The organism is Paraglaciecola sp., assembly GCF_039942875.1.
In the GTDB taxonomy this organism is placed as follows: Bacteria; Pseudomonadota; Gammaproteobacteria; order Enterobacterales; family Alteromonadaceae; genus Paraglaciecola.
Window position 1 is genome coordinate 192,855 of sequence record NZ_JBDVBQ010000024.1, and the last position, 21,896, is coordinate 214,750.

The following is a 21,896-nucleotide window of genomic DNA, read 5'->3' on the forward strand; positions in this document are numbered from 1 at the left end:
TTAATCCTCACCATAAGTCGCTAATGCGATTAAACAACTTTGGCGGTGGTCCATTCCTGAACTCGGAGCGATTTTAGTGTTCCCCAAGTCCAACCCAAACACTTGATTTTTCCTACTTAATTCAGCTACTTGGTAACATAGCTTACCCAGTTTGGTTTCTAACATATCAGCTTGTGATAAACCCACTGAAGCGGCAGTATGCTGTAAACTAAGCCAGCCAATTTGACTTTCTTCAGAAGCAAATTGTTTACTCACCATGCCCCTGCCTTTCGCCAATTGTTTCCACGCCACATGATTTAAAGGTTCACCTAATTGATAACTTTTTAAATGTGAAAAGTCTTCTTGCCCTAATGATTGTTGGCAAGTTTTGCCCGATTCTCCAGATTCATTCAGACTTTTTTCTGCTAACGCTATATCGCAAGGTATAGGTTTAGGAAAAACGATTATATTATGTGGGAAGGATAGGTGGGTCCAACAACGATACAAGCCCAGTGGGTAAAAACATTCAACGGAAACTCGAGATAAATTTATTTTGCCCCTTTTGGGGCAAAGTAGGTTTAACGTTACTGGGTTTGTAAAATTATTTCCGTCTATTTGATTGCCATTACTGGATAAACTCTTACCAATATTAATTTTTATTTTGTCTGATTTGAATTTGAAGTTAATTAAGCCATTGGGCTGGAGAGTCTTTTGGTCTGCATTTAACCACATTGGAAAGTGTAAATTATCTCCTACAAACACTTCTGAGGTTTTCCCCATTTGAAGGTGGATTTTCGCAAAATTTATATAACTTGCCAAAAGGCTAACCAAAAATATGGATACTAAAAAATAGCAAAGTAACAACATCAAGTTATTTTGATAATTGGTACCAAGTAAAAATAATAATCCACAAAGTCCTAGAAATAATGCGCCAAATTTAGAGGGGAGAATAAATATATTTTTATGATTTAACTGATATTGATTAGCCGTTGGAATACGCTTGTCTAACCATCTATTAATTTGTTTTTGGATTATCGACATAGTTCAATCGCAACTAAAGGGCGATAGGGTCAATCGCTTCTAATAGCATCTGACTCAAGCTACCTTGGGTGCTGAAATCACTAGAAGCACTGCGAAGCCTATGTTCTGCGACGGAAGGTAATACGGCTTGAACGTCTTCAGGAATTAAATAATCCCTATTATTTAAATAGGCCCAGGCTTTTGCGGCACTTAATAGTGCTTTTGTCGCTCTGGGAGATAAAGGGTTTGCAAATTGATTGCTTTCACGGCTATGGGTGACCAGGGCTAAAATGTAATTCAGTAGCTCATCAGAGGCATGAACCTGGGTTGCAGACTTTTGAGCTTGAATAAAGTGATTAAGGGGCATTACAGGTTTTATAATTGCTTTGTTATCACCAATCTGTGCAGTCAACATGCTTTTCTCCGCTTCTTTATTTGGGTAGCCTAGTTGAATACGCATTAAAAATCGGTCTAACTGTGATTCTGGTAATGGGTAGGTGCCCGATTGATGTTGTGGATTTTGTGTTCCTATTACAAAGAATGGTTTTGGTAAAAGGTGGGTTTTGCCATCTAAGCTAACTTGCCCTTCTTCCATGGCTTCAAGCAAAGCACTTTGTGTTTTAGGACTAGCACGATTAATTTCATCAGCTAGTACTAATTGGCTAAAAACAGGTCCAGGATGAAAACGAAATTCTTGTTCTTTGTTGTCAAAAATATTAATACCTAACATGTCTGCGGGTAATAAATCTGAAGTAAATTGAATGCGAGAATATTGCAAACCTAATACCATCGCGAGGGTATGGGATAGGGTGGTTTTCCCCATTCCAGGAAGGTCTTCAATTAACAAATGGCCATCTGCAATCAAGCAAGTTAATGCAAGCTGTACCTGTTTTGGTTTACCAATAAGAACTTGGCTAATAGTGTTAGTTGCATTTGATAATGGGTTTTCGTTCATGGGGATTATACTTGGTTAACTAAGTGACATTATTCTAGCCTAAGTAAATGAGTTTTCAGATTATTATACTGATACTTGGGTATGAGATTAGGGGCTGTTTATCTTTCGGGCAACGTTTGAGCAATACCTCTACTACCTCAGCACTTATTCATGTAGAACAACTACACATCACTCGCGCTTCATTGTATAAATACTGCACAGCTCGCTGTGAAATATTCATGAAAGATAAACAGCTCCGAAATTAATCGGTGAATTGATCGTACCAATCCGTATAATTACTTATTATGTTGTATTAATTAAAAAGAAATTAATGAAAAGTATTCAGATAGATGATGATTTATACCATTTCATCGCTTCTCAAACCCAAGATATAGGTGAAAGCGCTTCAGATATTTTAAGGCGTCTTGTTATGCCAAGTGATAGCAAGCCTTCATCAATAAATGTTACAGAAGCAGATAATGTTGCGCCACTAGATGTTCCAAGTGCTGAACTTTCACAAGGACAATGTCAAGCAATGGCAGTATTTGAGGAGTTACAAGGACAACAACTTGAAGCAATACCCAAAATGGTTGAGCGATGGTTATTAGTTTTATCTATTATTCATAAACATCATCAAGGATTGTTTAGTAAAGTATTGGGTATGAGCGGGCGAAATAGAACGTATTTTGCTACAAGTAAAGAAACCTTATTGGCAACGGGCAGCAGTACTAACCCTAAAAATGTTCCCGGTTCTGAGTATTGGGTCATTACTAATAACAATACCGTGAAAAAGATCAATATGCTAAAGGAAGTAGCACATACTATGGGATTTGATGGACCTCAAATCGAACGTCTAATAGCAGTTTTTGCACCTGAACACATATAACAATATATAAGGATCATTATGGCTCTGCACCCTGAAGCTGGAAAACCCGCATCAAAGCAACAGTTAGTTAACGTCGCAAAATTAACAAGCGCTTATTACACCGATAGACCCACTAAAGGCGATAGCACCCAAGCGGTTTCTTTTGGAACGTCTGGACACCGTGGTAGTTCGTTATTGTGCACGTTTAACGATGCCCATATTGCTGCTATTTGTCAGGCTTTGGCGGAGTTTCGATTAGAACAAGGGATTACTGGGCCGTTATTTATGGGTATGGATACACATGCCCTATCTGAAGCTGCGTTTTCTACAGCAGTTGAGGTATTTGCTGCTAATGGTGTGTCTCTAGTGGTTCAAGAAAACCGAGGGTATACACCGACACCGGTTATTTCACATGCCATATTAGAATTTAATGCTAGTGACGCTGAGTTGATAGGCGATGGTGTGGTGATAACACCTTCACACAATCCTCCTGAAGATGGAGGTTTTAAATATAATCCACCACACGGTGGGCCAGCAGATAGCGATGTCACCAATATTATCCAACAACGTGCTAATGAAATCATTGGCAATGATTTGATGGATGTTAAGCGCATTAGTCTTAGTGATGCGTATGTGTCTGACTCTGTAAAAGAAATCGATTTTGCAGAGAATTACATTGCTCAACTAGGCGAAGTCATTGATATGGAAGCCATTAAAAATGCTGGTTTAGTGTTAGGAACCGATCCCTTAGGAGGTGCTGGGCTTGGGTACTGGGATAGAATAGCCGAAAAGTACGGTTTAAATATCGAAGTTGTTAACCGTAATGTGGACCAACAGTTTGGATTTATGCGCCGTGATAAAGACGGTAAAATTAGAATGGATTGTTCATCGCCTTATGCAATGGCAGGCTTAATTGATTTAAAAGATAAGTTTGATGTGGCTTTTGGCAATGATCCAGATTTTGACCGTCATGGCATCGTAACTCGTAAAAGCGGTCTGATGAATCCTAATCACTATTTAGCGGTAGCAATCCAATATTTGTATCAACACCGAACTCAGTGGCCTGAGAATATTAAAGTGGGTAAAACATTAGTATCAAGCAGTATGATTGACCGTGTAGTTAAAGGTTTAGGTAAAGAAATTGCTGAAATGCCTGTAGGTTTTAAATGGTTCGTACAGGGGTTGTTAAGTAGTGAAATCGGCTTTGCAGGTGAAGAAAGCGCTGGTGGTATTTTCTTACGCCGTAATGGTAAGCCATGGGCTACGGATAAGGACGGAATCATTCTTTGTTTATTGGCGGCTGAAATTATTGCAGTTACAGGTAAAGATCCTGGAGAGCATTATCAAGCCCTTACAGAGAAATTCTCGGCACCTGTCTATACACGTATTGATGTCGCTGCGACCCATGCCCAAAAACAAGTATTGAGTAAAATGGATAAAAGTGTCATTCAGTCAAAAGAGTTGGCTGGAGAAGCGATTACCAATATTCAGACTCATGCGCCTGGTAATAATGCAGCAATTGGAGGAGTTAAGGTCAGTACTGAAAATGGCTGGTTTGCTGCTCGCCCCTCCGGTACAGAAGAAATCTATAAAATTTACGCTGAGAGCTTTAATGGTGAAGAGCATTTATCTTTGTTAGTTAAAGAAGCTCAGAGTTTGGTTGAAAGTGTATTTAAATCTGCAAGCGTGTGACCTGAAAAACAGTTAATGAAACGTATTAGGCCGCGCTTGGTGATGATTCATTAGGCGCGGTTTTGTTTTTTTAACATTTTTTTAATATATATTCCTCAGAATTCCTGTTAAAACTAGGTCACTGAATTTTATCCTGTACTTGTCTTGCCTCAATTTTAACAAGATGAAAATCTAACTAGATAAAACTGCTTATTTTTTAATGAGGTCGCAAATGTTAGCCAAGCCCCAAAAAACAATCAAAACCATGCATCTTAGTAAGAAAACCATTAAAGATGCCATTGTACGTCACCTACATTGTTCACTTGGAACAGACGAAAACAAAGCTAATAATCATGCGTGGTGGAAGGCAACCTGTGCTGCTGTTCAAGAGCAAGTCTTAGAGCAACTTCGTAAAACTCAAAAAAGCCATTACTTCAATGATACCCGTGCAGTTCATTACTTTTCTGCTGAGTTCTTAATGGGTCGCTTGATGTCAAACAACCTCCATAACCTTGGGTTATTTGAACGCACCGATATGGCATTGCGAGAGTTAGGGGTTAACATTACTGATATCATGGAAGAAGAATCTGATATGGCGCTAGGTAATGGTGGGTTAGGGCGTTTAGCTGCATGTTTTATAGATTCCTTAGCCACTCTGGATCTCCCAGCTATCGGTTATGGATTGCATTATGAAAATGGATTGTTTCGCCAAGAAATAATCAAGGGTAAACAAATAGAGCGTCCAGATAGTTGGCGTGATTATGGTAACCCATGGGAAATCTGCCGCCCCGAGTCTATTCAGGAAATATCATTAGGTGGATATGTTGAAACTAAATATGGTGTCGATGGGCAAATTGAAAAAGAATGGCACCCAAGCTTTATAGTCAAAGGCTTACCTTGGGATATACCCATTGTTGGCTATGGAGGTAAGACAGTAAATGTACTCAGATTATGGCAAAGCCAAGCCTCTAATTATTTTAATTGGGATGTATTTAATGCGGGTGGATATGTCGATGCCCAGAAAGAAAGGGTGCAAGCTGAAACCATATCTAAGGTTTTATATCCTAATGACGAAACTGAAGCAGGTAAACAGCTACGTTTAATTCAACAGTACTTTTTCAGCGCATGCTCCCTTAAAGACATTATTCGTCGCTATAAACGCGCCAATGGGGACGATTGGAAACGTTTTTCGAGCCAGGTTGTTATTCAATTAAATGACACTCACCCAGCTATAGCTATACCTGAGTTAATGCGTATCTTAGTAGATAGAGCTAAGCTCGATTGGGATGCTGCTTGGGGCATTTGTACTAAAACCTTTGCTTACACTAACCACACACTGTTGCCTGAAGCGCTTGAAAAATGGCCTGCCAGAATGATTGAGAAAATCCTGCCCCGGCACCTAGAGATTATTTATGAAATTAATCACCGTTTTATGATGGAAGTGGAGTCTTTGTGGCCTGGTGATGATGCTAAAAAACGAAAATTATCTGTGATAGAAGAAGGTCACGATAAAATGATACGTATGGGAAATTTATCAGTGATAGGTTCTTTTGCTGTGAATGGCGTGGCTGAAATTCACTCGGCTTTAGTAAAGAAAAACCTCTTCCCAGAATTTAATGAATTATGGCCAACTAAGCTAACTAATGTCACTAATGGCATTACACCTCGTAGATGGCTGAAGGCTTGTAATCCAAAACTGTCAGCGCTAATAGATAAAAGTATTGGAGATGATTGGCCGTTACATCTAGAGAAACTTGGAGAATTAACCAAGTATGCAGAGAATCAAAGATTTCAAAAACAATTTATGAAAATTAAGTTTGAGAATAAAGTTATTCTGACAAAGGAGATTTTTAATTTAACTGGGATTGAAGTCGATCCAAACGCTATATTTGACGTTCAAATTAAACGTTTACACGAATATAAGCGTCAGCATTTAAACTTGCTGCATATTATGGCCTTGTATCATAGATTATTAGAAAACCCTGAATATGAGATGCATTCTAGAGTATTTATTTTCGGCGCTAAAGCCGCTCCTGGATACAAGCTCGCAAAAGATATTATTTACGCAATTAATCAAATTGCTGAAAAAGTGAATAACGATGTTCGAATAAATAACAAAATTAAAGTTGTTTTTTTGCCTAATTATCGCGTTAGTTTAGCTGAGAAAGTCATCCCCGCCGCGGATGTGTCAGAACAAATTTCAACTGCGGGAAAAGAAGCATCAGGCACGGGTAACATGAAGTTGTCACTAAATGGGGCATTAACTGTTGGCACCTTAGATGGGGCGAATATTGAAATAGCTGAAGAAGTAGGTGCTGATAATATTTTCATTTTTGGGTTAACGGTAGATGAAGTAAAAGATTTAGATGCTAAAGGATACAACCCATATGAACATTATGAGAAAAGTAAAGAATTAAAAATAGTATTAGATTGGTTAGACTCTGATTATTTCACTCCAGGCAAGCCTGGAGTGCTAGCTAGTCTTAAACAGAGTTTGTTGACGGGAGGTGATCCTTACAAAGTTCTAGCTGACTTTGAATCATACTCACAAGCTCAAATTAAAGTTGACGCCGTATATGGCGATAAAGAAACATGGGCAAAAATGGCAATATTAAATACCGCACGTATGGGAAAGTTTACCTCGGATAGATCCGTTGAAGACTATGTGGATAAAATTTGGAAGTTAACCCCGTGTGCTGTTGAATAAGTTTAAGTCGTTAGTGGAATTATCAATATAATGGCATGCAACAAATTATATGATGTTTTAGATTTAATTCGTTTTTTTGAGTAATAGTATTTAATGCAGAAAACATACGAGTCTCTTAATTCAATCCCAAATCGATATGCATTATTGGACGATATTGAAGAGACATTGGTATTTGATTCCTGTCAATCGTTGTTATTGATTGATGTGGTTCGTTTCTCAGATGTTAGTAGTAACTTTGGATATGAGTTTGGTGACCAGATATTGCTCGAAATCGCTAACCGGATCCTATTTCTATTTGGTGATACTGTCATATTTGGGCGGATAAGTGGTGATACTTTTGGCATGGTGCTGTCTGGTATTCACCATAGGCGAGACTTATATCAGTTTTATACTCATTTAATTGAGCATTTTAAAACACCAATACAGTGTGAAGAACATGCTTTTATTGTTGATTTTAATGTAGGCGCAACGGCAAATCCTAAACAAAACACTAATGTGAATGCCTTTTTCTCTTTGGCTGAAATTGCCTTAAAACAAGCTAAAAGTAATAAGTTTGATAACTTTCAATATACCCATGAATTAAAGAATGAAGAAAGTGGCCGCTCTCTAACATTAAAAGCGGATTTAAAGCGTGCCTTAACTAATCAAGAACTTGAAATTTACTTTCAACCAAAAATTGAACTCAAATCACTCGTTATTGTTGGCGCGGAGTGTTTGTTGCGCTGGAACCATCCATTAGACGGTTTATTGTTTCCTGGTGCTTTAATCGAAGCGGCTGAGTCCTATAATATGATGAATGAACTCGGATATTGGACATTAGAAGAGTCTATTAAAGCTTCTGTATATCTATCAAAAGTGGGTTTATCAATTAAGCTTTCGGTAAATATGTCTCCAACCCAATTATATGATTTAAATTTTGTTTCAACCCTAACTGCATTAGCTAAACATTATAGTTTTAACTTATCTCTTTTAGAGCTTGAGCTAACTGAAGATGTGGCCTTATCGAATTCAGTATTAGTGAAAAAGCAACTCTCAGACATTAGACAGTTAGGGGTTAGTATTGCTATTGATGATTTTGGAAAGGGGTATTCAAACTTAGGCTATTTACGAGATATTGACATCGATTGTATTAAAATTGATAAATCATTTGTTATGGGAATAGATAATAATCCAGTCAATAAAGCAATAGTTGAAGCCAGTCAAATTATTGCTAAAGCAGCAAATTGTGAGTTAGTTGCTGAAGGCATTGAAAATATTCAACACCTACATATTTTAAGAGAGTTGGGAGTCTCTACTGGGCAGGGGTTCCTGTTTTCTAAAGCTGTTTCATTAAGTCATTTTGAGGAACTAGCCAGTAAAGATATTACTGTTGGTACCTCCTATGTGCGAGAACAAGCATTAATTTCTAACTGATAAAATATCTACAATAATTGTTACATAGCGCGCTTACTAACACCTATTAAATATCGAGTTACGATTCTGCATAGCGTATTATGGGCTTTTATTGTTACTTTCAAGACCTTGCTCTAATAATGACCCAAAACCAATCAACCGTATCTAGTTCTGACATTATTCAAAGATTAAAGAAAAAAGGTGATTTTTTACACCTTTCTAGGCAGCAACCTAGGCTTTTCTCTAAACCTACCGATTTTATGTTATCCCAGCACACCAATGTGAAAATCATTGCTGAGGGCATTATATGCTTTGAGCCTTTAAGTTTAACAGACAAAGACATAGTGCTGTCATGTGGAATACATGGCAATGAAACCGCTCCTATTGAAATTTGTGATGATTTAGTCAGAGATATTTTAATTAGTAAAATAGTCGTAAAACAAAGAGTGCTCGTTATTTTTGGAAATTTAGCCGCTATGGATATAGCACAGCGCTTTGTCACTGAAAATATGAATCGATTGTTTAGTGGTGAACATGAAAATATTATTGAAGATAAAGTGGTTAATGATGAAAGACGCCGTGCGAGTCAGTTAGAAGAAGCGGTTAAACAATTTTATTCTGACCGCGATAGTAGGCAGCGGTGTATACGTTATCATTATGATTTACACACAGCTATTCGACCCTCTAAAAATCAAAAATTTGCGGTCTACCCATTTCAACATGGCAAACCATGGGATAAAGAGCAATTACAAATTTTATTATCTTGTGGGATAAATACGATTTTATTATCGGGTAGTCCAACTACCACTTTTAGCTATTATTCAGCCAGACAGTTTGATGCGCATGCCTTTACGGTGGAATTAGGTAAGGTTAAACCCTTTGGTGAAAACAATATGTCTGACTTTAAAGAGGTCATCGACACCTTAACTAAAATGCTGTGTGGCCAGAGCCTTGAACTCAAAGCTTTTGAGCAAGCAGATTTTTTAATTTACAAAGTGAATCAAGTGATTAACAAGCAGCAAGCAGATTTCGTTCTTAATTTTGCTGATGATATGCCCAATTTCAGTGACTTTGCTAAAGGTGAGGTATTGGCCGTTGAAACTGGAGCGATCTATAAAGCTGAGCATGATGGTGAGGCAATAGTATTCCCTAATGCAAGCGTAGAAATTGGCCAACGGGCAATTTTAACGGTTATACCAACAACAATCTAAGGACTCACTATGGTTAAATTTATACTAGATCCACAACTGGATAAGGATAGTGCTTGGATAACTGACTTGCCTTTGTGCACTGTCCGTTTAATTAATGATGGAAATTATCCATGGCTAATTTTAGTCCCTAAGGTGGCGAACATATGTGAAGTGATTGAGTTAACCCCTTTGCAGCAACAAATACTATGGCAGGAGTCAGCGTTTATTAGTCAGGTTATTACACAATTGTTTACACCTGATAAGTTGAATTTAGCTGCTTTGGGTAATATGGTGCCTCAACTCCATTTACATCATATTGCTCGTTTTAAAGATGATGTAAGTTGGCCTAAACCCATTTGGGGGCAATTTCCAGCTAAGCCTTATACTGAAACTGAGATCAAAAAGCGTATTTCGTTAATACGAGCAGCCATAAATAAAGGAACTTAAAATGATAGTAACAACAACCCATAGCCTTGAAGGCAAAAATATAGAGCAGTATTTAGGAATAGTAGTAGGTGAAGCAGTAATGGGAGCTAACTTGTTTAAGGACATATTCGCTTCAATAAGAGACATAGTTGGTGGGCGTTCAGGGGCGTACGAAGATGAGTTAACTAAGGCCCGCAAAATTGGATTTCAAGAATTAGAAAGTGAAGCCCGATCAATCGGTGCTAATGCCGTTATTGGAGTAGATATTGATTACGAAGTGGTAGGCAAGGGCGGCACTATGTTGATGGTAAGCATCAGTGGTACCGCAGTGAGATACTCAGACCAATAGAAAACTAAAGAGTAGATTTAGTCGTCTTTATCTTCAAACCTATCGTAAGATTCGTTGTTGTCCTTGGTAGGCTTAGATAATTTTTGATTCGCACTTTGTTTCAGTAACAAAATATTGCCAATAATTAAGCCCAGTACTAAGACGATGATGGCGACAATTATCCAAATATTCATGGGTTTCCCTGATTTAATATAAAGCGAGAGTATATTTCTGGCATGTTTTGCACTACAGCTGCTAGTCCTAGTACCTGTGATTGCTTCAATGTGGCAAGCAACATTTCTGGACTTAACTGTTTAATAATAGGTTCAGATAAATCTTTGTAACTCAAATGCCAAGGTTCACGGGCAATACCACCTTTATAAACAGAGTAGGGACGAATAAACCCAAAGTCAGCAGCGTATTTTGCTAACCATTGATTAAGCTCAAAACAAGGGCCGTTTTTATCATATTCACTACAAACTAGTTGTAAAGGGCTACCAGACTCATCTATTTTTGTTTTGTCGTAAACATCTAAATCTGTGCCCCAATGATGACGACTGGCCCCAGGTAGAGCAGACCAAGTTAAAATGGTCTGAATTTTTTGCCAATCTGTCAAAGTACTAAGGTCAACTGGATTTTCATTTGCATCTAGTAGCTGTGTCTTGCCTGACCATTTATTTTCCCAAATACGTTTTTGTCTATCAAAACTGCGATAACTACTGGCAATTTGGATGTCTATGGAATCAAATTTTGCTGCCTGCTGCAGCGCGTTGAAGGCCTCTGCGACTTTAGGCAAAATTAGAAAACCATTGGCTAATTCGACTAGCTGGCTTTCGTCTTTGCCTAAAATTTGCGCTTGAGTAATCACACTATGCGCCTAACAAGCGTTGCAATATGTCTTCATAGATTTCTGCTAGTGTTTCTAAATCAGACATTTTCACACATTCATCTATCTTATGAATAGTGGCATTGACTGGGCCTAACTCAATCACTTGTGCCCCAGTTGGTGCTATAAAGCGTCCATCAGAAGTACCGCCAGCCGTGGATAGAACTGTTTCACGACCAGTACAGTGTTTTATTGCTTGTTGAGTCGCCTCAACCAAATCTCCAGAGTCTGTTAAAAAGGGTTGGCCATTATATGTCCAGTCAATTTTGTAATCTAATTTGTGAGAATCTAGTATGTGAGTGACTCTATCTATTAACTCTTGATCGGTCACCTCTGTTGAAAACCTAAAATTAAAGCATACGTCTAACGATCCTGGTATTACATTACCTGCACCTGTTCCTGCATGAATATTCGATATTTGAAAGCTTGTTGGAGGGAAGGATTCATTGCCATTGTCCCACTGTGTATTGGCTAATTCTGCAAAGGCTAATGATGAATCATGAATAGGATTCTTGGCTAAGTGTGGGTAGGCAACATGGCCCTGAATACCGTTTACTACTAGATCTCCAGTTAAAGAGCCTCTACGACCATTTTTAACTATATCACCCACTTCATCAGTGCTAGAAGGCTCTCCTACTAAGCACCAAGTGATTTTCTCGTTGCGGGCTTCCAACGTATCTATCACCTTAGTAGTACCATTGATGAAAGGACCTTCTTCATCACTTGTAATCAGAAAGGCAAGGGAACCTTTGTGTTCTGGATTATTCTTAACAAAGTTTTCAGTAGCGACTAACATTGCAGCCAAACTACCTTTCATATCTGCAGCCCCACGACCATGAAGGTAGCCATCTACTTCAGTTGCTTTAAAAGGTGGGGTTTGCCAGTTTTCTGGCGGACCTGACGGGACTACGTCAGTATGGCCTGCAAAGCAAAAAACAGGAGACTCTGTGCCTTTTCTTGCCCAAATATTTTTAGTGTCAGAAAATGTTAAGTCTTCAACTATAAAACCTAAGGGCTTTAAAATACTTGCCATTAATTCCTGACAGCCAGCATCTTTAGGCGTGACAGATTGTCGGTTTATAAGATTTTTTGTTAGATCTAATACGTTATGGCTCATGCAAATACCTCTGAGTATTGGTCGGGCTTAAAGCCAATGTAATAACTATCATTATGTATCAAGATAGGGCGTTTTATCATAGCTGAGTATTCTAGCATCAGAGCCATTGCACTCTCTTTGTCTACATTTTGTTTTTGTTCTTCGCTAAGTTGCCGAAATGTAGTGCCACGTTTATTTAGCATTTGTTCCCAGCCTAATGCTTGCTCTGCTTTATTTAGCCATTCAGCATCTAAACCGTCTTTTCTATAATCGTGAAAAGTAAATTCTATCTGCTGTGCAGTTAGCCAAGCTCTGGCCTTTTTGATCGTGTCGCAATTCTTTATGCCAAATAAAGTGGTCATAGCTTCCTAAGTATTTAAATCGTTTGAGGACGGACTATAGCGAGAAAAGGGCAGGTAGGTAAAGAGGTTGTAATGACCATTTTAATTGTAGATATACTATTAAATAAATTTAGATATACACACTCATGATTTTGTCTTCTTTTGCCCTGACTGAATAATAGAAGGCTTGTACGCCTTTTACCTTTTCACTATTCAATATAGTAATTGGACATAAGGTGCTCATTAAAGAGTTTTTCATTTTGTGGATGGCAAACTCAGCAATAACTTGACCTTGTTCAAATGTTTCACCTTCTTTTACCAATCGCTTGAAGCCTTCAGCCATCATAAGGTGTGAGTCCATTCCTAGTTGAATTTGAACTTGTAGTCCATTTATTGCCTTAAAACGCATTTGGCAGGCCAACTCAGGAAAATAAAGCATTTTTCCTGAAAATGGAGCAAAAACTTGATAGCCAGATGGGGCAATTGCCACGCCCTCTCCAAATAGGCGCTGCGTATAAATAAGTTCAGGGACGCTATCCAAGGTGACAACCTTGCCATTTAATGGGCTCAATATATCAAAGGTTTTAGCATGCTTGGGTATATTATCGGGGGTAACTAAACGGTTATATGATCCCATTATTTTTGAACTTTATATCCACTTTCAATTAAAGCAGTAGATGCTGTTTCTAGGTCGTTTTGCTTTACTAAAAAGAAGTCTGTCTCAAAAGTTGACAGCACGAAAATACTCACTTTTGCGGCCGCTAATACGCCGCCAATTTGTGACATGATCCCAACCATGCTTAAGTTCAGTGGTCCCAGTACTTCAAGAGCTATCCAGCCACTATCTTTATCATCGCTATTAATTTTAATCGTTTCAGGTACGACTAATGATAATTCTTCGTTAGTTTTACCAATAAAATATACAGGTGCTTTAAACACCTCAGCGGGTATTGTGGCATCATCTGGCAAACTATGGATGACGAAGATCTCTGGCAAGATCGCTAGTGTTTGTTTAGGCATAAAAATTTAATTGGTAAATTTATTTATTACAGTAGGAAACCAGTCGGTAGTTGTTATGTCAAGTTGGCTTTATCCACGTAATCTGTGGATAAGTCTGTTGAGTACTGTTTATATAGTGTTTAATAAGCTGATATATATAGGAAAATTACTACTGGTTGTAAAATGCCCGATAATAAAACGAATGCTGTATTTTACAGCGTTTGTTTCTATAAACAGGAGATATACTATGAATAAAGTCGAAGTCGGTAGTATCAAATGGCGGGATCTAACGGTTGATAATGCAACAAATGTTGCTGCCTTTTATCGATCTGTAGTGGGGTGGCGATCATTAGCCATAAGCATGGGTGAATACGATGATTATGTCATGCAAACACCAAGTGATGACTCCGGTGTAGCGGGTATTTGTCACGCTAAAGGCCCTAATACAGGGTTACCAGCTCAATGGTTAATGTATGTAAAAGTAGCAAATTTAGATGAATCACTAAAACAGGTTTCTATACAAGGCGGTAAAGTATTAACTGAAACGAAAAAATTAAGTGATACTAGCAATTATGTTGTTATTGAAGATCCCGCTGGCGCCGTATGTGTCATTTATGATGAGCAGGATTAGTTTTATTACAAATATAGTTATGCACATTATTAGAATAGAAGTTGTTGATAAATGAGTTTATTCAATATTTATGCAGGCAAACATGCCTTGAGTAGGATTAAACGTGAAGGCTTTCACCCAGGTTTATTTGACTATATGCTTGGCGCATCTGGTGGGCCTAAATGGTTTGTATTAGCAGGATTAGACCGTTATATTTTTTCAGAATTCTTTAAAGGCCGAACTAAACCCATAGATATAATTGGATCTTCTGCAGGAGCGTTTAGATTTGCTTGTTTTGCACAGCAAGATCCTGTTTCAGCTATAAATCGCTTAGCGCAACGTTATTCCACGACAACTTACTCAGATAAACCCACAGCCAAAGAGATCACAGATAAAGGTACCGCTCTGCTTGATTACGTTTTAGGTAATACTGGCGTGCAAGAAATAGTAAACAACCCTATAGTGAAAGCGCATTTTATAGTGGCTAAATGTAAAGGGTTAACCCAATTTGAAACTAAATCTTTGCAGTTAACTGGGCTCATTGCTAGTGCTGGCGCGAATGCTATAACACGTCGCTGGTTAAATAAATTTTACCAGCGTTATGTTTTTTCTGCGCCGGGGAGTGAGTTAACTATTTCTGATCCCTATGGGATGCCATCTTATTCGGTGCCATTATCTGCTGGTAATTTACCTAAAGCTTTGATGGCTTCAGGATCAATACCCCTGATTATCGAGGGTGTGCAAAATATTCAAAATGCACCAAAAGGGATGTATCGTGATGGGGGGATTATAGACTATCACTTTGATCTTAATTTTGGGCCTGAAAAGGGCTTGGTACTTTATCCACACTTTAATAGACGTCCCATACCAGGCTGGTTTGATAAGTCTTTGAAAAAACGTTTGCCCCATAATACAAGTTACGATGATGTGGTAATGTTAGTGCCATCTGAAGAGTTTATAAGCCAGTTACCATACGCCAAGATACCCGATAGAAAAGACTTTGAAACTATGCCAGCTGAACAGCGGATCCCTTATTGGGAGACGGTAATCAATCAAAGTGACCGCCTAGGGCAAGCATTTGCAAAGCTGTATGAATCGCAAACAATAATTGAACATGTAAAACCGTTCGAGTTTCTCTAAAGGTTGATTATTCTATGACTGAGAAATTAGCTATTGATTAGTCATTAATTTTTAGTGACTGCCGTTATTTTGATGTGGATCAATACACATTTTTCTCAATACTCTTAAATAACCTACATGCAAATGATTAAACTACTAGATGTAATGGTTCATTTTACAGATCAGTAGTTTTAACTGGATAAAATCAACTTAAAGGTATGGGGATATGGACCATTATAAAAAAGTTATTGTGGCAATTGATATTTTTTCAGAACATCAAAAAGTATTGGAACGTGCTCAAAAGCTCGCTAATAGCCCCGAAGATTTAACCTTGATTTATGCTACGTTACCGCAACTATATTTCGAATCTTATGGGTATTCCTTAGGAACCGACTTTATCAGTGATAACCAAAAAAATGCTAATGAAGCGCTAGTTACTTTAGCTCAGAAACACGATATTCCTGATGGCCAAGTATTTGCCCCCATTGGTGATCCTGCGGATGAGATCCATGCTCTTGCGGAAAGGTTAGAGGCTGATTTAATTGTCGTAGGCACCCATGGTAAAAGTGGTTTGAAATTACTATTAGGCTCAACGGCAAATGCTGTTTTACATGGTGCTAAATGTGACGTTTTAGCTGTTAAAATATAAAGGTTACAACTACGCTATTGGCAAGATAAGCCCATAACTACAAGCTCTGCTAAGGATTTGGCTTGCATTTTTTCCATTACATTAGCCCGGTGGATTTCTATGGTACGTTGGCTTAAGTTTAATTCGTTGGCGATAAATTTGTTGGCGTGACCGGCGATCACTTTTTCCATTATTTGTTTTTCTCTTTTAGTTAAAGTGTCTGCACGTTTTTGTATTTGTACTTGTTGCAACACCTCAGTTTGGCTAGCTTGATTATTGGCTAATACATGTTGAATACAATCTAACAGTGCTTGTTCTCTAAATGGTTTTTGAATAAATTCCACTGCACCTTGTTTCATAGCTTCAACTGCTAATGGCACATCACCATGGCCAGATAAAAAAATTATCGGCAAATGGCAGTCCAGTGTTTTTAGTTTTTGCTGACATTCCATGCCACTCATCCCGGGCATCCTTATGTCCAATACTATACACCCAGCTAAAATGGCAAAGTCATTCTCATCATAGGCTTCCAGAAAAGCAATAGCATTAGGGTAGGTTTTGTTAGCAATTGACATTGAATCTAACAATAAACTGATGGAGTCAAGAACGGCTTCGTCATCGTCAATTAAATGAACTAGTGAATCTGTCAGGCCTTGTGGGTTAGTAGTCATATTTTTTATTACTATTTTTCAATGTGAGGTAAGGTTTTGGCACCAGTAGCAGGCAAAGTAAAGGTAAATATACTGCCAGATGGTTCACCTTTAAGATAGGTAAGTTTGCCCCCATGGGCTTCAATGATAGTTTGACTAATAGATAAACCAACTCCCATTCCAGATGCTTTAGTGGTGAAAAAGGGTAAAAATAACGACGCTTCTTGTTCTTTGCTTATCCCGACGCCAAAGTCTTTTACTGACACTTCTATATTTTTTTCGCCCACCCAATGAGTACTGATCTGAATTGCCGCAGAAGGGCGCCCTTGAAGAGAATCTATGGCGTTGTTTATTAAATTAAATAATACCTGTTGAATCTGAATATCGTCAATATTAACCATAGGACGTGGGTCATTTGAAAGCTTTAATTTAATGCCATGCTCTAGTATGCGGGTGTCTATTTCAGCTAAATTAAGGGTGTTTCTTATTAAGGAGCTTAGGTTAACTGTGGTACGGATAACCTGTCCTTTTTTAACAAAATTTCTAAGACGGCTTATTACTTCGCTAGCGCGGTGGGTTTGAGCACTTATTTTGTCTAAGGTAGCTTTAACTTTAATTAATGATGGATCATCTGATTTTGGTTGATATTGCTCAATAAAGTTTCGGCAGGCTTGTGAGTAACTAGTGATTGCTGTAAGGGGTTGGTTGATCTCATGGGCAATGCCTGCAGCCATTTCGCCCATAGTACTTAACCTAGTAAATTGGGCTAACCTTTCTCGACTTTCATTTAAATCTGCTTGTACCTTCATACGATCACTAATATCTCGAATGATACCAACAAATTGTGGATGGCTAGATTTCTTGACTTCGCCAACCGACAGCTCAATAGGGAAAATTTCACCACTACGTTTTTGAGCTTTTACTTCACGGCCAATACCAATTATGCGAGCTTGGCGGGTATGATTGAAATGCTCTATATAGCCGTCGTGAGCATCTTGATAGGGTTGTGGCATTAAAACTCGAACGTTTTCACCAATGACTTCTGTTGCTTGGTATCCAAACATTCTTTCAGCTGCATGATTAAAAACCTCAATTGAACCCAGATGATCTATTACTATCATTGCATCAACAGCTGCATCGAGTAAGGCTAGAAACTGTGCATTGGTATCAAGTGGATTGGATTTGTGAAGGCTAGTTGGATCGATATTTTTCAAATAAAACGCTCCTAAATAGGCAAAACTAGGTATTAACCGAAATAAATTACGCAGAATAACGAATATATCAGTTCCAAGCTTACCGCTAGTATTTATCTAAAGGCTGATCTAAATCAAGGGCAGTCAATTTATAACATTAATGCGAGGAGTGTAAAATGTCTCAATATGTTGCTCAACAATCATCATTATGCCAAAAATGTTCTATGTCGGCTATGTGTATAGAAAAACCATGTGATAGCAAGGTTAACGTAAAAGTGAGGTCTCATAAGATATTTCATAAATCAGATGCATTATTTCGAGATGATGAGAGATTCGACGCTATTTATATTTTACGTTCTGGTTCAGTTAAATCATCATTGTTGTCTGGGACTGGCCAAGAACAAATCACTGGATTTTATTTTCCAGGTGACTTACTGGGACTAGATGGGTTTGAAAAAGGTGCCCATAGTCAAACCTTGAAATTTTTAGAGACAAGCAGTGTTTGCCGTATTGCTTTTAGTGAGTTAGACGCTGCCATGGCAAACTCTCAGAGTATTAGGTTCAATTTATTACAAGGTATGAGCCAAGCTCTTAACGATGATGATAAGTTTTTACTTAATGCCCATTGCATGAATGCCAGTCAAAAATTTGCATCATTTTTACTTAATTTATCTAATAAGTTCGAGAGTCGTGGGTTATCCAGTCATAATTTCGATTTGAGTATGAGCCGTGTGGATATTGCCAATTATTTAGGTATGGCTGTTGAAACTGTAAGTCGTCAGTTAACACAATTGCAAAAAGATCACATCATAGAAGTAAACAAACGCAACATTAGTATTATTGACGTTTCACGATTACAAGATTGCTTAAATAGTGAAAAAGCTATGTCTAAACACTTTATTCCATTAATGAGTAAAGGGTTTACAAGCCAAGTTTCAGCATCCCATTAATAGCACTTGGCGACAAGTTTTGCTTAGACCTAAGCATAAATCTGTTTAGGTCACCTTATTCTGTATACTTCCATCAAGTTCGAACTGATTGATATTGGCTATGGTGGTTTCTGCGATATTTAGCATAGCTTCATGGGTAAAGAACCCTTGATGACTGGTTATAATAACATTTGGGAAGCTTGTTAATCTTGCTAGTACATCATCTTGAATGCCTCGAGCGGATAAGTCTTCAAAAAACAGGGTTTCTTCTTCCTCGTATACATCTAAACCTATTAAGCCCACCTTACCTTTTTTAAGTGCGTGGATCATGGCTTTACTATCAACTAATTTGCCGCGGCTAGTGTTAATGATAGATACACCATCTTGCATTTTTTCAAGAGCCGCTTCATTTATTAAATGATGTGTTTCAGGCGTTAACGGGCAATGTAATGATACTACATTGGCCTGAGTATATATTTCTTCGAGTGACACATAACGTGCTCCTAATTTTATGCAGTCATCGCTTGGAAAGGGGTCATATGCTAGTACTTTACATCCAAAACCATTCATGATTTTTACAAATGCTTGACCTATTTTTCCGGTACCAATTACGCCTATGGTTTTATTGTGAAGGTCAAATCCCATCAAATTGCTAATTGAAAAATCACCTTCACGAGTTCGGTTAAAGGCACGGTGTATGCCTCGGTTTAAACAAAGTAACAAACCTACAGCGTGTTCGGCAATAGAATAAGGAGAATAAGCAGGAACTCGCACCACGGGTAAATTAAGTCTTTTCGCGCAAGGTAAATCTACATGGTTAAAGCCGGCCGAACGCAGTGCGATTAACTCAACGCCTTTATCTTTTAAAGTAGTAAGTACATCAGCGTCTAAAGTATCATTGATAAAAGCGCACACCACTTTTGCATCTTGAACTAAAGACGCAGTCTCTTTATTTAAGTGACAAGAAAGATAATGTACTTCATGTCCAGATTTTTGATTGGCTTTGTCAAAATATTCTTGGTCATACTGCTTGGTATTATAAAAAGCAATTTTCATTTTTCTCTCTTGTATGTTGTAGTTAAACTAAACAGTTGAGCCGTATCATACATCTAGTTCATATTATCTCATTGACTTAAATCAACAAGAAAATGTATTTGGGGTGTTTAACAGTTCGTGTATAGGTGACGTATTTTGAATGTTAGAAAAGTACTATTAGTTGAAGGGTGTGTTAATGCCATTATCTCCTTAAGCAAGTTTGCAGTAGGGCTAAGTACTGGGTCAGCGGTTATTGTCGCAGATGCGATCCATTCTTTAGCAGATTTAGCGAACAATATTTTTGCTTGGCTAGCAGTTAAGATTGCTCAGACTCCAGCAGATGATGACCACCCCTATGGTCATCAAAAATTTGAGCAATTAGCTATATTCGTTTTGGCTTCTTTACTAGTCGTTGTGGCCTTTGAGGTTTTGGTCAGTGCAGTTAAGCGCTTTGGTGAGCCTGTCACCCAAAGTAAGTTAGGTTTGATTATTCTGATGACTACTGTAGTGCTCAATATTGGGTTGACGCTATGGGAGGGTTATTGGGCAAGACGTCTCAATTCAGATTTATTGCAAGCAGATGCAAGTCATACATTGTCTGATGTCATGACCAGTATTGCTGTGATTGTTGGTTGGCAACTCGCAGCGTTAGGCTATTTTTGGGTTGATAGTGTGTTTGCCATGATTGTCGCTAGTATCATCTTTTACTTGGCGTTCTCTCTTTTCAAACGTGCCATACCAATACTTGTAGACCAAAGTCAGTTTGGTCGTGGAGAATTAATGGCAGCCATAGAAAAAATCCCCGCAGTTAATACTGTGCTAAATGTTCGTTCTCGTGATTCAGGGAAGGGACAGATAGCCGACGTGTCAGTGACAGTTTCTGCAAGTTTAAGCACAATAGAATCCCACAAAATTGCTGACTCTATTGAACAAGTTTTAGCAGAAAAATTTGATATCCAAGATGTTATGGTACATATCGAGCCAGACCAACATTAATGGCGATTACTAGAGAATAAATCGGTTAAATTCAAATGTAGCAAAAAATAATGAATTTGAAGTTACAGGGCTCTATATTGACCATAATGAGTATAATTGATTGGCTCAACTTTATATTTAGGTTGCAGAAAAGCAATGAGATCAATGAGCTCTTGTACTGTCATAACATCGTTAAAAACTCTCATCTTGGAAGTACCATCAGGGTTAACTACCTTTTCATCTAAATTGTTGTACCTTGGTACCAGTTTATGGGAGGGGTTGATAACCGACGTGACAAGTTGAGCATAGGTCTTAACGATAGATGAGGTTCCACCTAGAAGTACTGGAGTGTCAAACTCCTTAATCAAAGTTTTGTCTTGATACCCTTCTAATGAATGACACGCTAAGCATTTATATTCCATAAATACTTTTTCACCAGCAACAATATCACCTTTGGGTAAACTAAATCCCTTGGGAGATTCAGGACCAAACTCACAAGCACTAATACCTAGAAATATCGTAAAAATCATAATAAATCGTATTAATTTCATTTTATGCAACCTCTTTCGATGACAGAAGGGATAAACATAGTTGCAGATAGGCATCTTGGGAAAGCAAGCATGGTAGTTTATTGATGTATGTCAATTTACTAAGAAAAAGAGGTTTTTTAGGTTAATTTGAGTTTATTCAAATTGGTACAACCGAGTGGACTCGAACCACCGACCCCCACCATGTCAAGGTGGTGCTCTAACCAGCTGAGCTACGGTTGTATTGATATAGACACTTTAAGACTGTGCTATGAAGCGGCGCGTATCATAACTATGCCTTAATTACTCTGCAAGCCTTTTTTATCTCTACAGGTTTAATCGAGCAGCATTCATACAATTGTCACTATTAGATTAGATATCGCTAGCTGCAAATAA

At 38.1% G+C, this 21,896-nt stretch carries 24 protein-coding genes and 1 tRNA gene; 12 read left to right on the forward strand and 13 right to left on the reverse strand.

Translation table 11 applies throughout. The features are described 5' to 3' along the window. Together ABJE44_RS07375 and ABJE44_RS07380 are read right to left on the reverse strand one after the other, a co-directional pair. Positions 1–1,020: a DUF58 domain-containing protein gene (locus ABJE44_RS07375; protein ID WP_348112405.1), complete on the reverse strand. Its 1,020-nt coding sequence runs from the start codon at positions 1,018–1,020 to the stop codon at positions 1–3. Between the two features lie 13 nt (positions 1,021–1,033). Next, positions 1,034–1,954: a MoxR family ATPase gene (locus tag ABJE44_RS07380; RefSeq protein ID WP_348112406.1), complete on the reverse strand. Its 921-nt coding sequence runs from the start codon at positions 1,952–1,954 to the stop codon at positions 1,034–1,036. Between the two features lie 310 nt (positions 1,955–2,264). On the opposite strand from ABJE44_RS07380, the gene ABJE44_RS07385 reads away from it, so the two are divergent. The 7 genes from ABJE44_RS07385 to ABJE44_RS07415 all read left to right on the forward strand — a co-directional run bounded on the left by ABJE44_RS07385 (position 2,265) and on the right by ABJE44_RS07415 (position 10,533). Further along, positions 2,265–2,819 (forward strand): Negative modulator of initiation of replication, encoded by a 555-nt coding sequence (locus ABJE44_RS07385; protein ID WP_348112407.1) that lies wholly within the window; start codon positions 2,265–2,267, stop codon positions 2,817–2,819. Positions 2,820–2,837: 18 nt separating this feature from the next. Continuing rightward, positions 2,838–4,490: a phosphoglucomutase (alpha-D-glucose-1,6-bisphosphate-dependent) gene (pgm, locus tag ABJE44_RS07390; RefSeq protein ID WP_348112408.1), complete on the forward strand. Its 1,653-nt coding sequence runs from the start codon at positions 2,838–2,840 to the stop codon at positions 4,488–4,490. Positions 4,491–4,734: 244 nt separating this feature from the next. Then, positions 4,735–7,176, forward strand: coding sequence for a glycogen/starch/alpha-glucan phosphorylase (locus tag ABJE44_RS07395; protein WP_348112578.1), 2,442 nt, complete (start codon positions 4,735–4,737; stop codon positions 7,174–7,176). Between the two features lie 93 nt (positions 7,177–7,269). Continuing rightward, on the forward strand, positions 7,270–8,589 hold the full coding sequence (locus tag ABJE44_RS07400) for a bifunctional diguanylate cyclase/phosphodiesterase (protein WP_348112409.1): 1,320 nt from the start codon (positions 7,270–7,272) through the stop codon (positions 8,587–8,589). Positions 8,590–8,708: 119 nt separating this feature from the next. Continuing rightward, the gene (astE, locus tag ABJE44_RS07405) at positions 8,709–9,779 is read left to right on the forward strand and encodes a succinylglutamate desuccinylase (protein ID WP_348112410.1); all 1,071 of its coding nucleotides are present in this window, start codon (positions 8,709–8,711) and stop codon (positions 9,777–9,779) included. A 9-nt stretch (positions 9,780–9,788) separates the two neighbouring features. Then, positions 9,789–10,205 (forward strand): HIT family protein, encoded by a 417-nt coding sequence (locus ABJE44_RS07410; RefSeq protein ID WP_348112411.1) that lies wholly within the window; start codon positions 9,789–9,791, stop codon positions 10,203–10,205. Between the two features lies 1 nt (position 10,206). Further along, positions 10,207–10,533 carry a heavy metal-binding domain-containing protein gene (locus ABJE44_RS07415; RefSeq protein ID WP_348112412.1) on the forward strand — a complete coding sequence of 109 codons (327 nt, stop codon included), beginning with the start codon at positions 10,207–10,209 and terminating at the stop codon, positions 10,531–10,533. Positions 10,534–10,550: 17 nt separating this feature from the next. Here the strand turns inward: ABJE44_RS07415 and ABJE44_RS07420 are convergent, their stop codons facing one another. The 6 genes from ABJE44_RS07420 to ABJE44_RS07445 all read right to left on the reverse strand — a co-directional run bounded on the left by ABJE44_RS07420 (position 10,551) and on the right by ABJE44_RS07445 (position 13,855). Then, complete coding sequence (locus tag ABJE44_RS07420; RefSeq protein WP_348112413.1) at positions 10,551–10,706, reverse strand: DUF2897 family protein; 156 nt, start codon at positions 10,704–10,706, stop codon at positions 10,551–10,553. Further along, positions 10,703–11,380 (reverse strand): M15 family metallopeptidase, encoded by a 678-nt coding sequence (locus ABJE44_RS07425; protein WP_348112414.1) that lies wholly within the window; start codon positions 11,378–11,380, stop codon positions 10,703–10,705. Before ABJE44_RS07425 ends, ABJE44_RS07420 begins: the two co-directional genes overlap by 4 nt. A 1-nt stretch (position 11,381) precedes the next feature. Beyond that, a complete protein-coding gene (dapE, locus tag ABJE44_RS07430) occupies positions 11,382–12,515 on the reverse strand; it encodes a succinyl-diaminopimelate desuccinylase (protein ID WP_348112415.1) in 1,134 nt (377 codons plus the stop codon). Next, a complete protein-coding gene (locus ABJE44_RS07435) occupies positions 12,512–12,856 on the reverse strand; it encodes an ArsC family reductase (protein ID WP_348112416.1) in 345 nt (114 codons plus the stop codon). The genes dapE and ABJE44_RS07435 overlap by 4 nt, the downstream gene beginning before the upstream one ends. A gap of 109 nt (positions 12,857–12,965) precedes the next feature. Continuing rightward, on the reverse strand, positions 12,966–13,472 hold the full coding sequence (locus tag ABJE44_RS07440; protein ID WP_348112417.1) for a PTS glucose transporter subunit IIA: 507 nt from the start codon (positions 13,470–13,472) through the stop codon (positions 12,966–12,968). Further along, complete coding sequence (locus ABJE44_RS07445; RefSeq protein ID WP_348112418.1) at positions 13,472–13,855, reverse strand: ACT domain-containing protein; 384 nt, start codon at positions 13,853–13,855, stop codon at positions 13,472–13,474. Before ABJE44_RS07445 ends, ABJE44_RS07440 begins: the two co-directional genes overlap by 1 nt. A gap of 226 nt (positions 13,856–14,081) precedes the next feature. Here ABJE44_RS07445 and ABJE44_RS07450 point away from each other — a divergent pair, with 226 nt between their 5' ends. From ABJE44_RS07450 to ABJE44_RS07460, 3 genes are all read left to right on the forward strand, one after another. Continuing rightward, complete coding sequence (locus tag ABJE44_RS07450; protein WP_348112419.1) at positions 14,082–14,465, forward strand: VOC family protein; 384 nt, start codon at positions 14,082–14,084, stop codon at positions 14,463–14,465. A gap of 51 nt (positions 14,466–14,516) precedes the next feature. Continuing rightward, positions 14,517–15,584: a patatin-like phospholipase family protein gene (locus ABJE44_RS07455; protein ID WP_348112420.1), complete on the forward strand. Its 1,068-nt coding sequence runs from the start codon at positions 14,517–14,519 to the stop codon at positions 15,582–15,584. Positions 15,585–15,789: 205 nt separating this feature from the next. Continuing rightward, entirely contained in the window at positions 15,790–16,212 is a 423-nt protein-coding gene (locus tag ABJE44_RS07460; protein ID WP_348112421.1) for a universal stress protein, read from the forward strand. A gap of 14 nt (positions 16,213–16,226) precedes the next feature. Here ABJE44_RS07460 and ABJE44_RS07465 read toward each other — a convergent pair whose 3' ends face one another. Further along, entirely contained in the window at positions 16,227–16,862 is a 636-nt protein-coding gene (locus tag ABJE44_RS07465; RefSeq protein WP_348112422.1) for a response regulator, read from the reverse strand. Between the two features lie 11 nt (positions 16,863–16,873). Then, on the reverse strand, positions 16,874–18,055 hold the full coding sequence (locus ABJE44_RS07470; RefSeq protein ID WP_348112423.1) for a PAS domain S-box protein: 1,182 nt from the start codon (positions 18,053–18,055) through the stop codon (positions 16,874–16,876). 155 nt (positions 18,056–18,210) lie between these two features. Here ABJE44_RS07470 and ABJE44_RS07475 point away from each other — a divergent pair, with 155 nt between their 5' ends. Then, positions 18,211–18,984, forward strand: coding sequence for a helix-turn-helix domain-containing protein (locus tag ABJE44_RS07475; protein ID WP_348112424.1), 774 nt, complete (start codon positions 18,211–18,213; stop codon positions 18,982–18,984). A gap of 45 nt (positions 18,985–19,029) precedes the next feature. Here the strand turns inward: ABJE44_RS07475 and ABJE44_RS07480 are convergent, their stop codons facing one another. Further along, on the reverse strand, positions 19,030–20,019 hold the full coding sequence (locus ABJE44_RS07480) for a 2-hydroxyacid dehydrogenase (RefSeq protein WP_348112425.1): 990 nt from the start codon (positions 20,017–20,019) through the stop codon (positions 19,030–19,032). A 135-nt stretch (positions 20,020–20,154) separates the two neighbouring features. Here ABJE44_RS07480 and ABJE44_RS07485 point away from each other — a divergent pair, with 135 nt between their 5' ends. After that, positions 20,155–20,994: a cation diffusion facilitator family transporter gene (locus tag ABJE44_RS07485; protein WP_348112426.1), complete on the forward strand. Its 840-nt coding sequence runs from the start codon at positions 20,155–20,157 to the stop codon at positions 20,992–20,994. Between the two features lie 62 nt (positions 20,995–21,056). On the opposite strand, the gene ABJE44_RS07490 is transcribed toward ABJE44_RS07485, so the two are convergent. Together ABJE44_RS07490 and ABJE44_RS07495 are read right to left on the reverse strand one after the other, a co-directional pair. Then, entirely contained in the window at positions 21,057–21,524 is a 468-nt protein-coding gene (locus ABJE44_RS07490; RefSeq protein WP_348112427.1) for a c-type cytochrome, read from the reverse strand. A 142-nt stretch (positions 21,525–21,666) separates the two neighbouring features. Beyond that, positions 21,667–21,743: transfer RNA gene (locus tag ABJE44_RS07495), tRNA-Val, on the reverse strand. Between the last annotated feature and the right edge of the window lie 153 nt (positions 21,744–21,896).

Excerpts from the sequence above, each read along its gene's own strand:
- ABJE44_RS07375 (WP_348112405.1), bottom strand. The coding sequence starts at position 1,020 with ATGTCGATAATCCAAAAACAAATTAATAGATGGTTAGACAAGCGTATT.
- ABJE44_RS07380 (WP_348112406.1), bottom strand. The coding sequence starts at position 1,954 with ATGAACGAAAACCCATTATCAAATGCAACTAACACTATTAGCCAAGTT.
- ABJE44_RS07385 (WP_348112407.1), top strand. The coding sequence starts at position 2,265 with ATGAAAAGTATTCAGATAGATGATGATTTATACCATTTCATCGCTTCT.
- pgm (WP_348112408.1), top strand. The coding sequence starts at position 2,838 with ATGGCTCTGCACCCTGAAGCTGGAAAACCCGCATCAAAGCAACAGTTA.
- ABJE44_RS07395 (WP_348112578.1), top strand. The coding sequence starts at position 4,735 with ATGCATCTTAGTAAGAAAACCATTAAAGATGCCATTGTACGTCACCTA.
- ABJE44_RS07400 (WP_348112409.1), top strand. The coding sequence starts at position 7,270 with ATGCAGAAAACATACGAGTCTCTTAATTCAATCCCAAATCGATATGCA.
- astE (WP_348112410.1), top strand. The coding sequence starts at position 8,709 with ATGACCCAAAACCAATCAACCGTATCTAGTTCTGACATTATTCAAAGA.
- ABJE44_RS07410 (WP_348112411.1), top strand. The coding sequence starts at position 9,789 with ATGGTTAAATTTATACTAGATCCACAACTGGATAAGGATAGTGCTTGG.
- ABJE44_RS07415 (WP_348112412.1), top strand. The coding sequence starts at position 10,207 with ATGATAGTAACAACAACCCATAGCCTTGAAGGCAAAAATATAGAGCAG.
- ABJE44_RS07420 (WP_348112413.1), bottom strand. The coding sequence starts at position 10,706 with ATGAATATTTGGATAATTGTCGCCATCATCGTCTTAGTACTGGGCTTA.
- dapE (WP_348112415.1), bottom strand. The coding sequence starts at position 12,515 with ATGAGCCATAACGTATTAGATCTAACAAAAAATCTTATAAACCGACAA.
- ABJE44_RS07435 (WP_348112416.1), bottom strand. The coding sequence starts at position 12,856 with ATGACCACTTTATTTGGCATAAAGAATTGCGACACGATCAAAAAGGCC.
- ABJE44_RS07440 (WP_348112417.1), bottom strand. The coding sequence starts at position 13,472 with ATGGGATCATATAACCGTTTAGTTACCCCCGATAATATACCCAAGCAT.
- ABJE44_RS07445 (WP_348112418.1), bottom strand. The coding sequence starts at position 13,855 with ATGCCTAAACAAACACTAGCGATCTTGCCAGAGATCTTCGTCATCCAT.
- ABJE44_RS07450 (WP_348112419.1), top strand. The coding sequence starts at position 14,082 with ATGAATAAAGTCGAAGTCGGTAGTATCAAATGGCGGGATCTAACGGTT.
- ABJE44_RS07455 (WP_348112420.1), top strand. The coding sequence starts at position 14,517 with ATGAGTTTATTCAATATTTATGCAGGCAAACATGCCTTGAGTAGGATT.
- ABJE44_RS07460 (WP_348112421.1), top strand. The coding sequence starts at position 15,790 with ATGGACCATTATAAAAAAGTTATTGTGGCAATTGATATTTTTTCAGAA.
- ABJE44_RS07465 (WP_348112422.1), bottom strand. The coding sequence starts at position 16,862 with ATGACTACTAACCCACAAGGCCTGACAGATTCACTAGTTCATTTAATT.
- ABJE44_RS07475 (WP_348112424.1), top strand. The coding sequence starts at position 18,211 with ATGTCTCAATATGTTGCTCAACAATCATCATTATGCCAAAAATGTTCT.
- ABJE44_RS07480 (WP_348112425.1), bottom strand. The coding sequence starts at position 20,019 with ATGAAAATTGCTTTTTATAATACCAAGCAGTATGACCAAGAATATTTT.
- ABJE44_RS07490 (WP_348112427.1), bottom strand. The coding sequence starts at position 21,524 with ATGAAATTAATACGATTTATTATGATTTTTACGATATTTCTAGGTATT.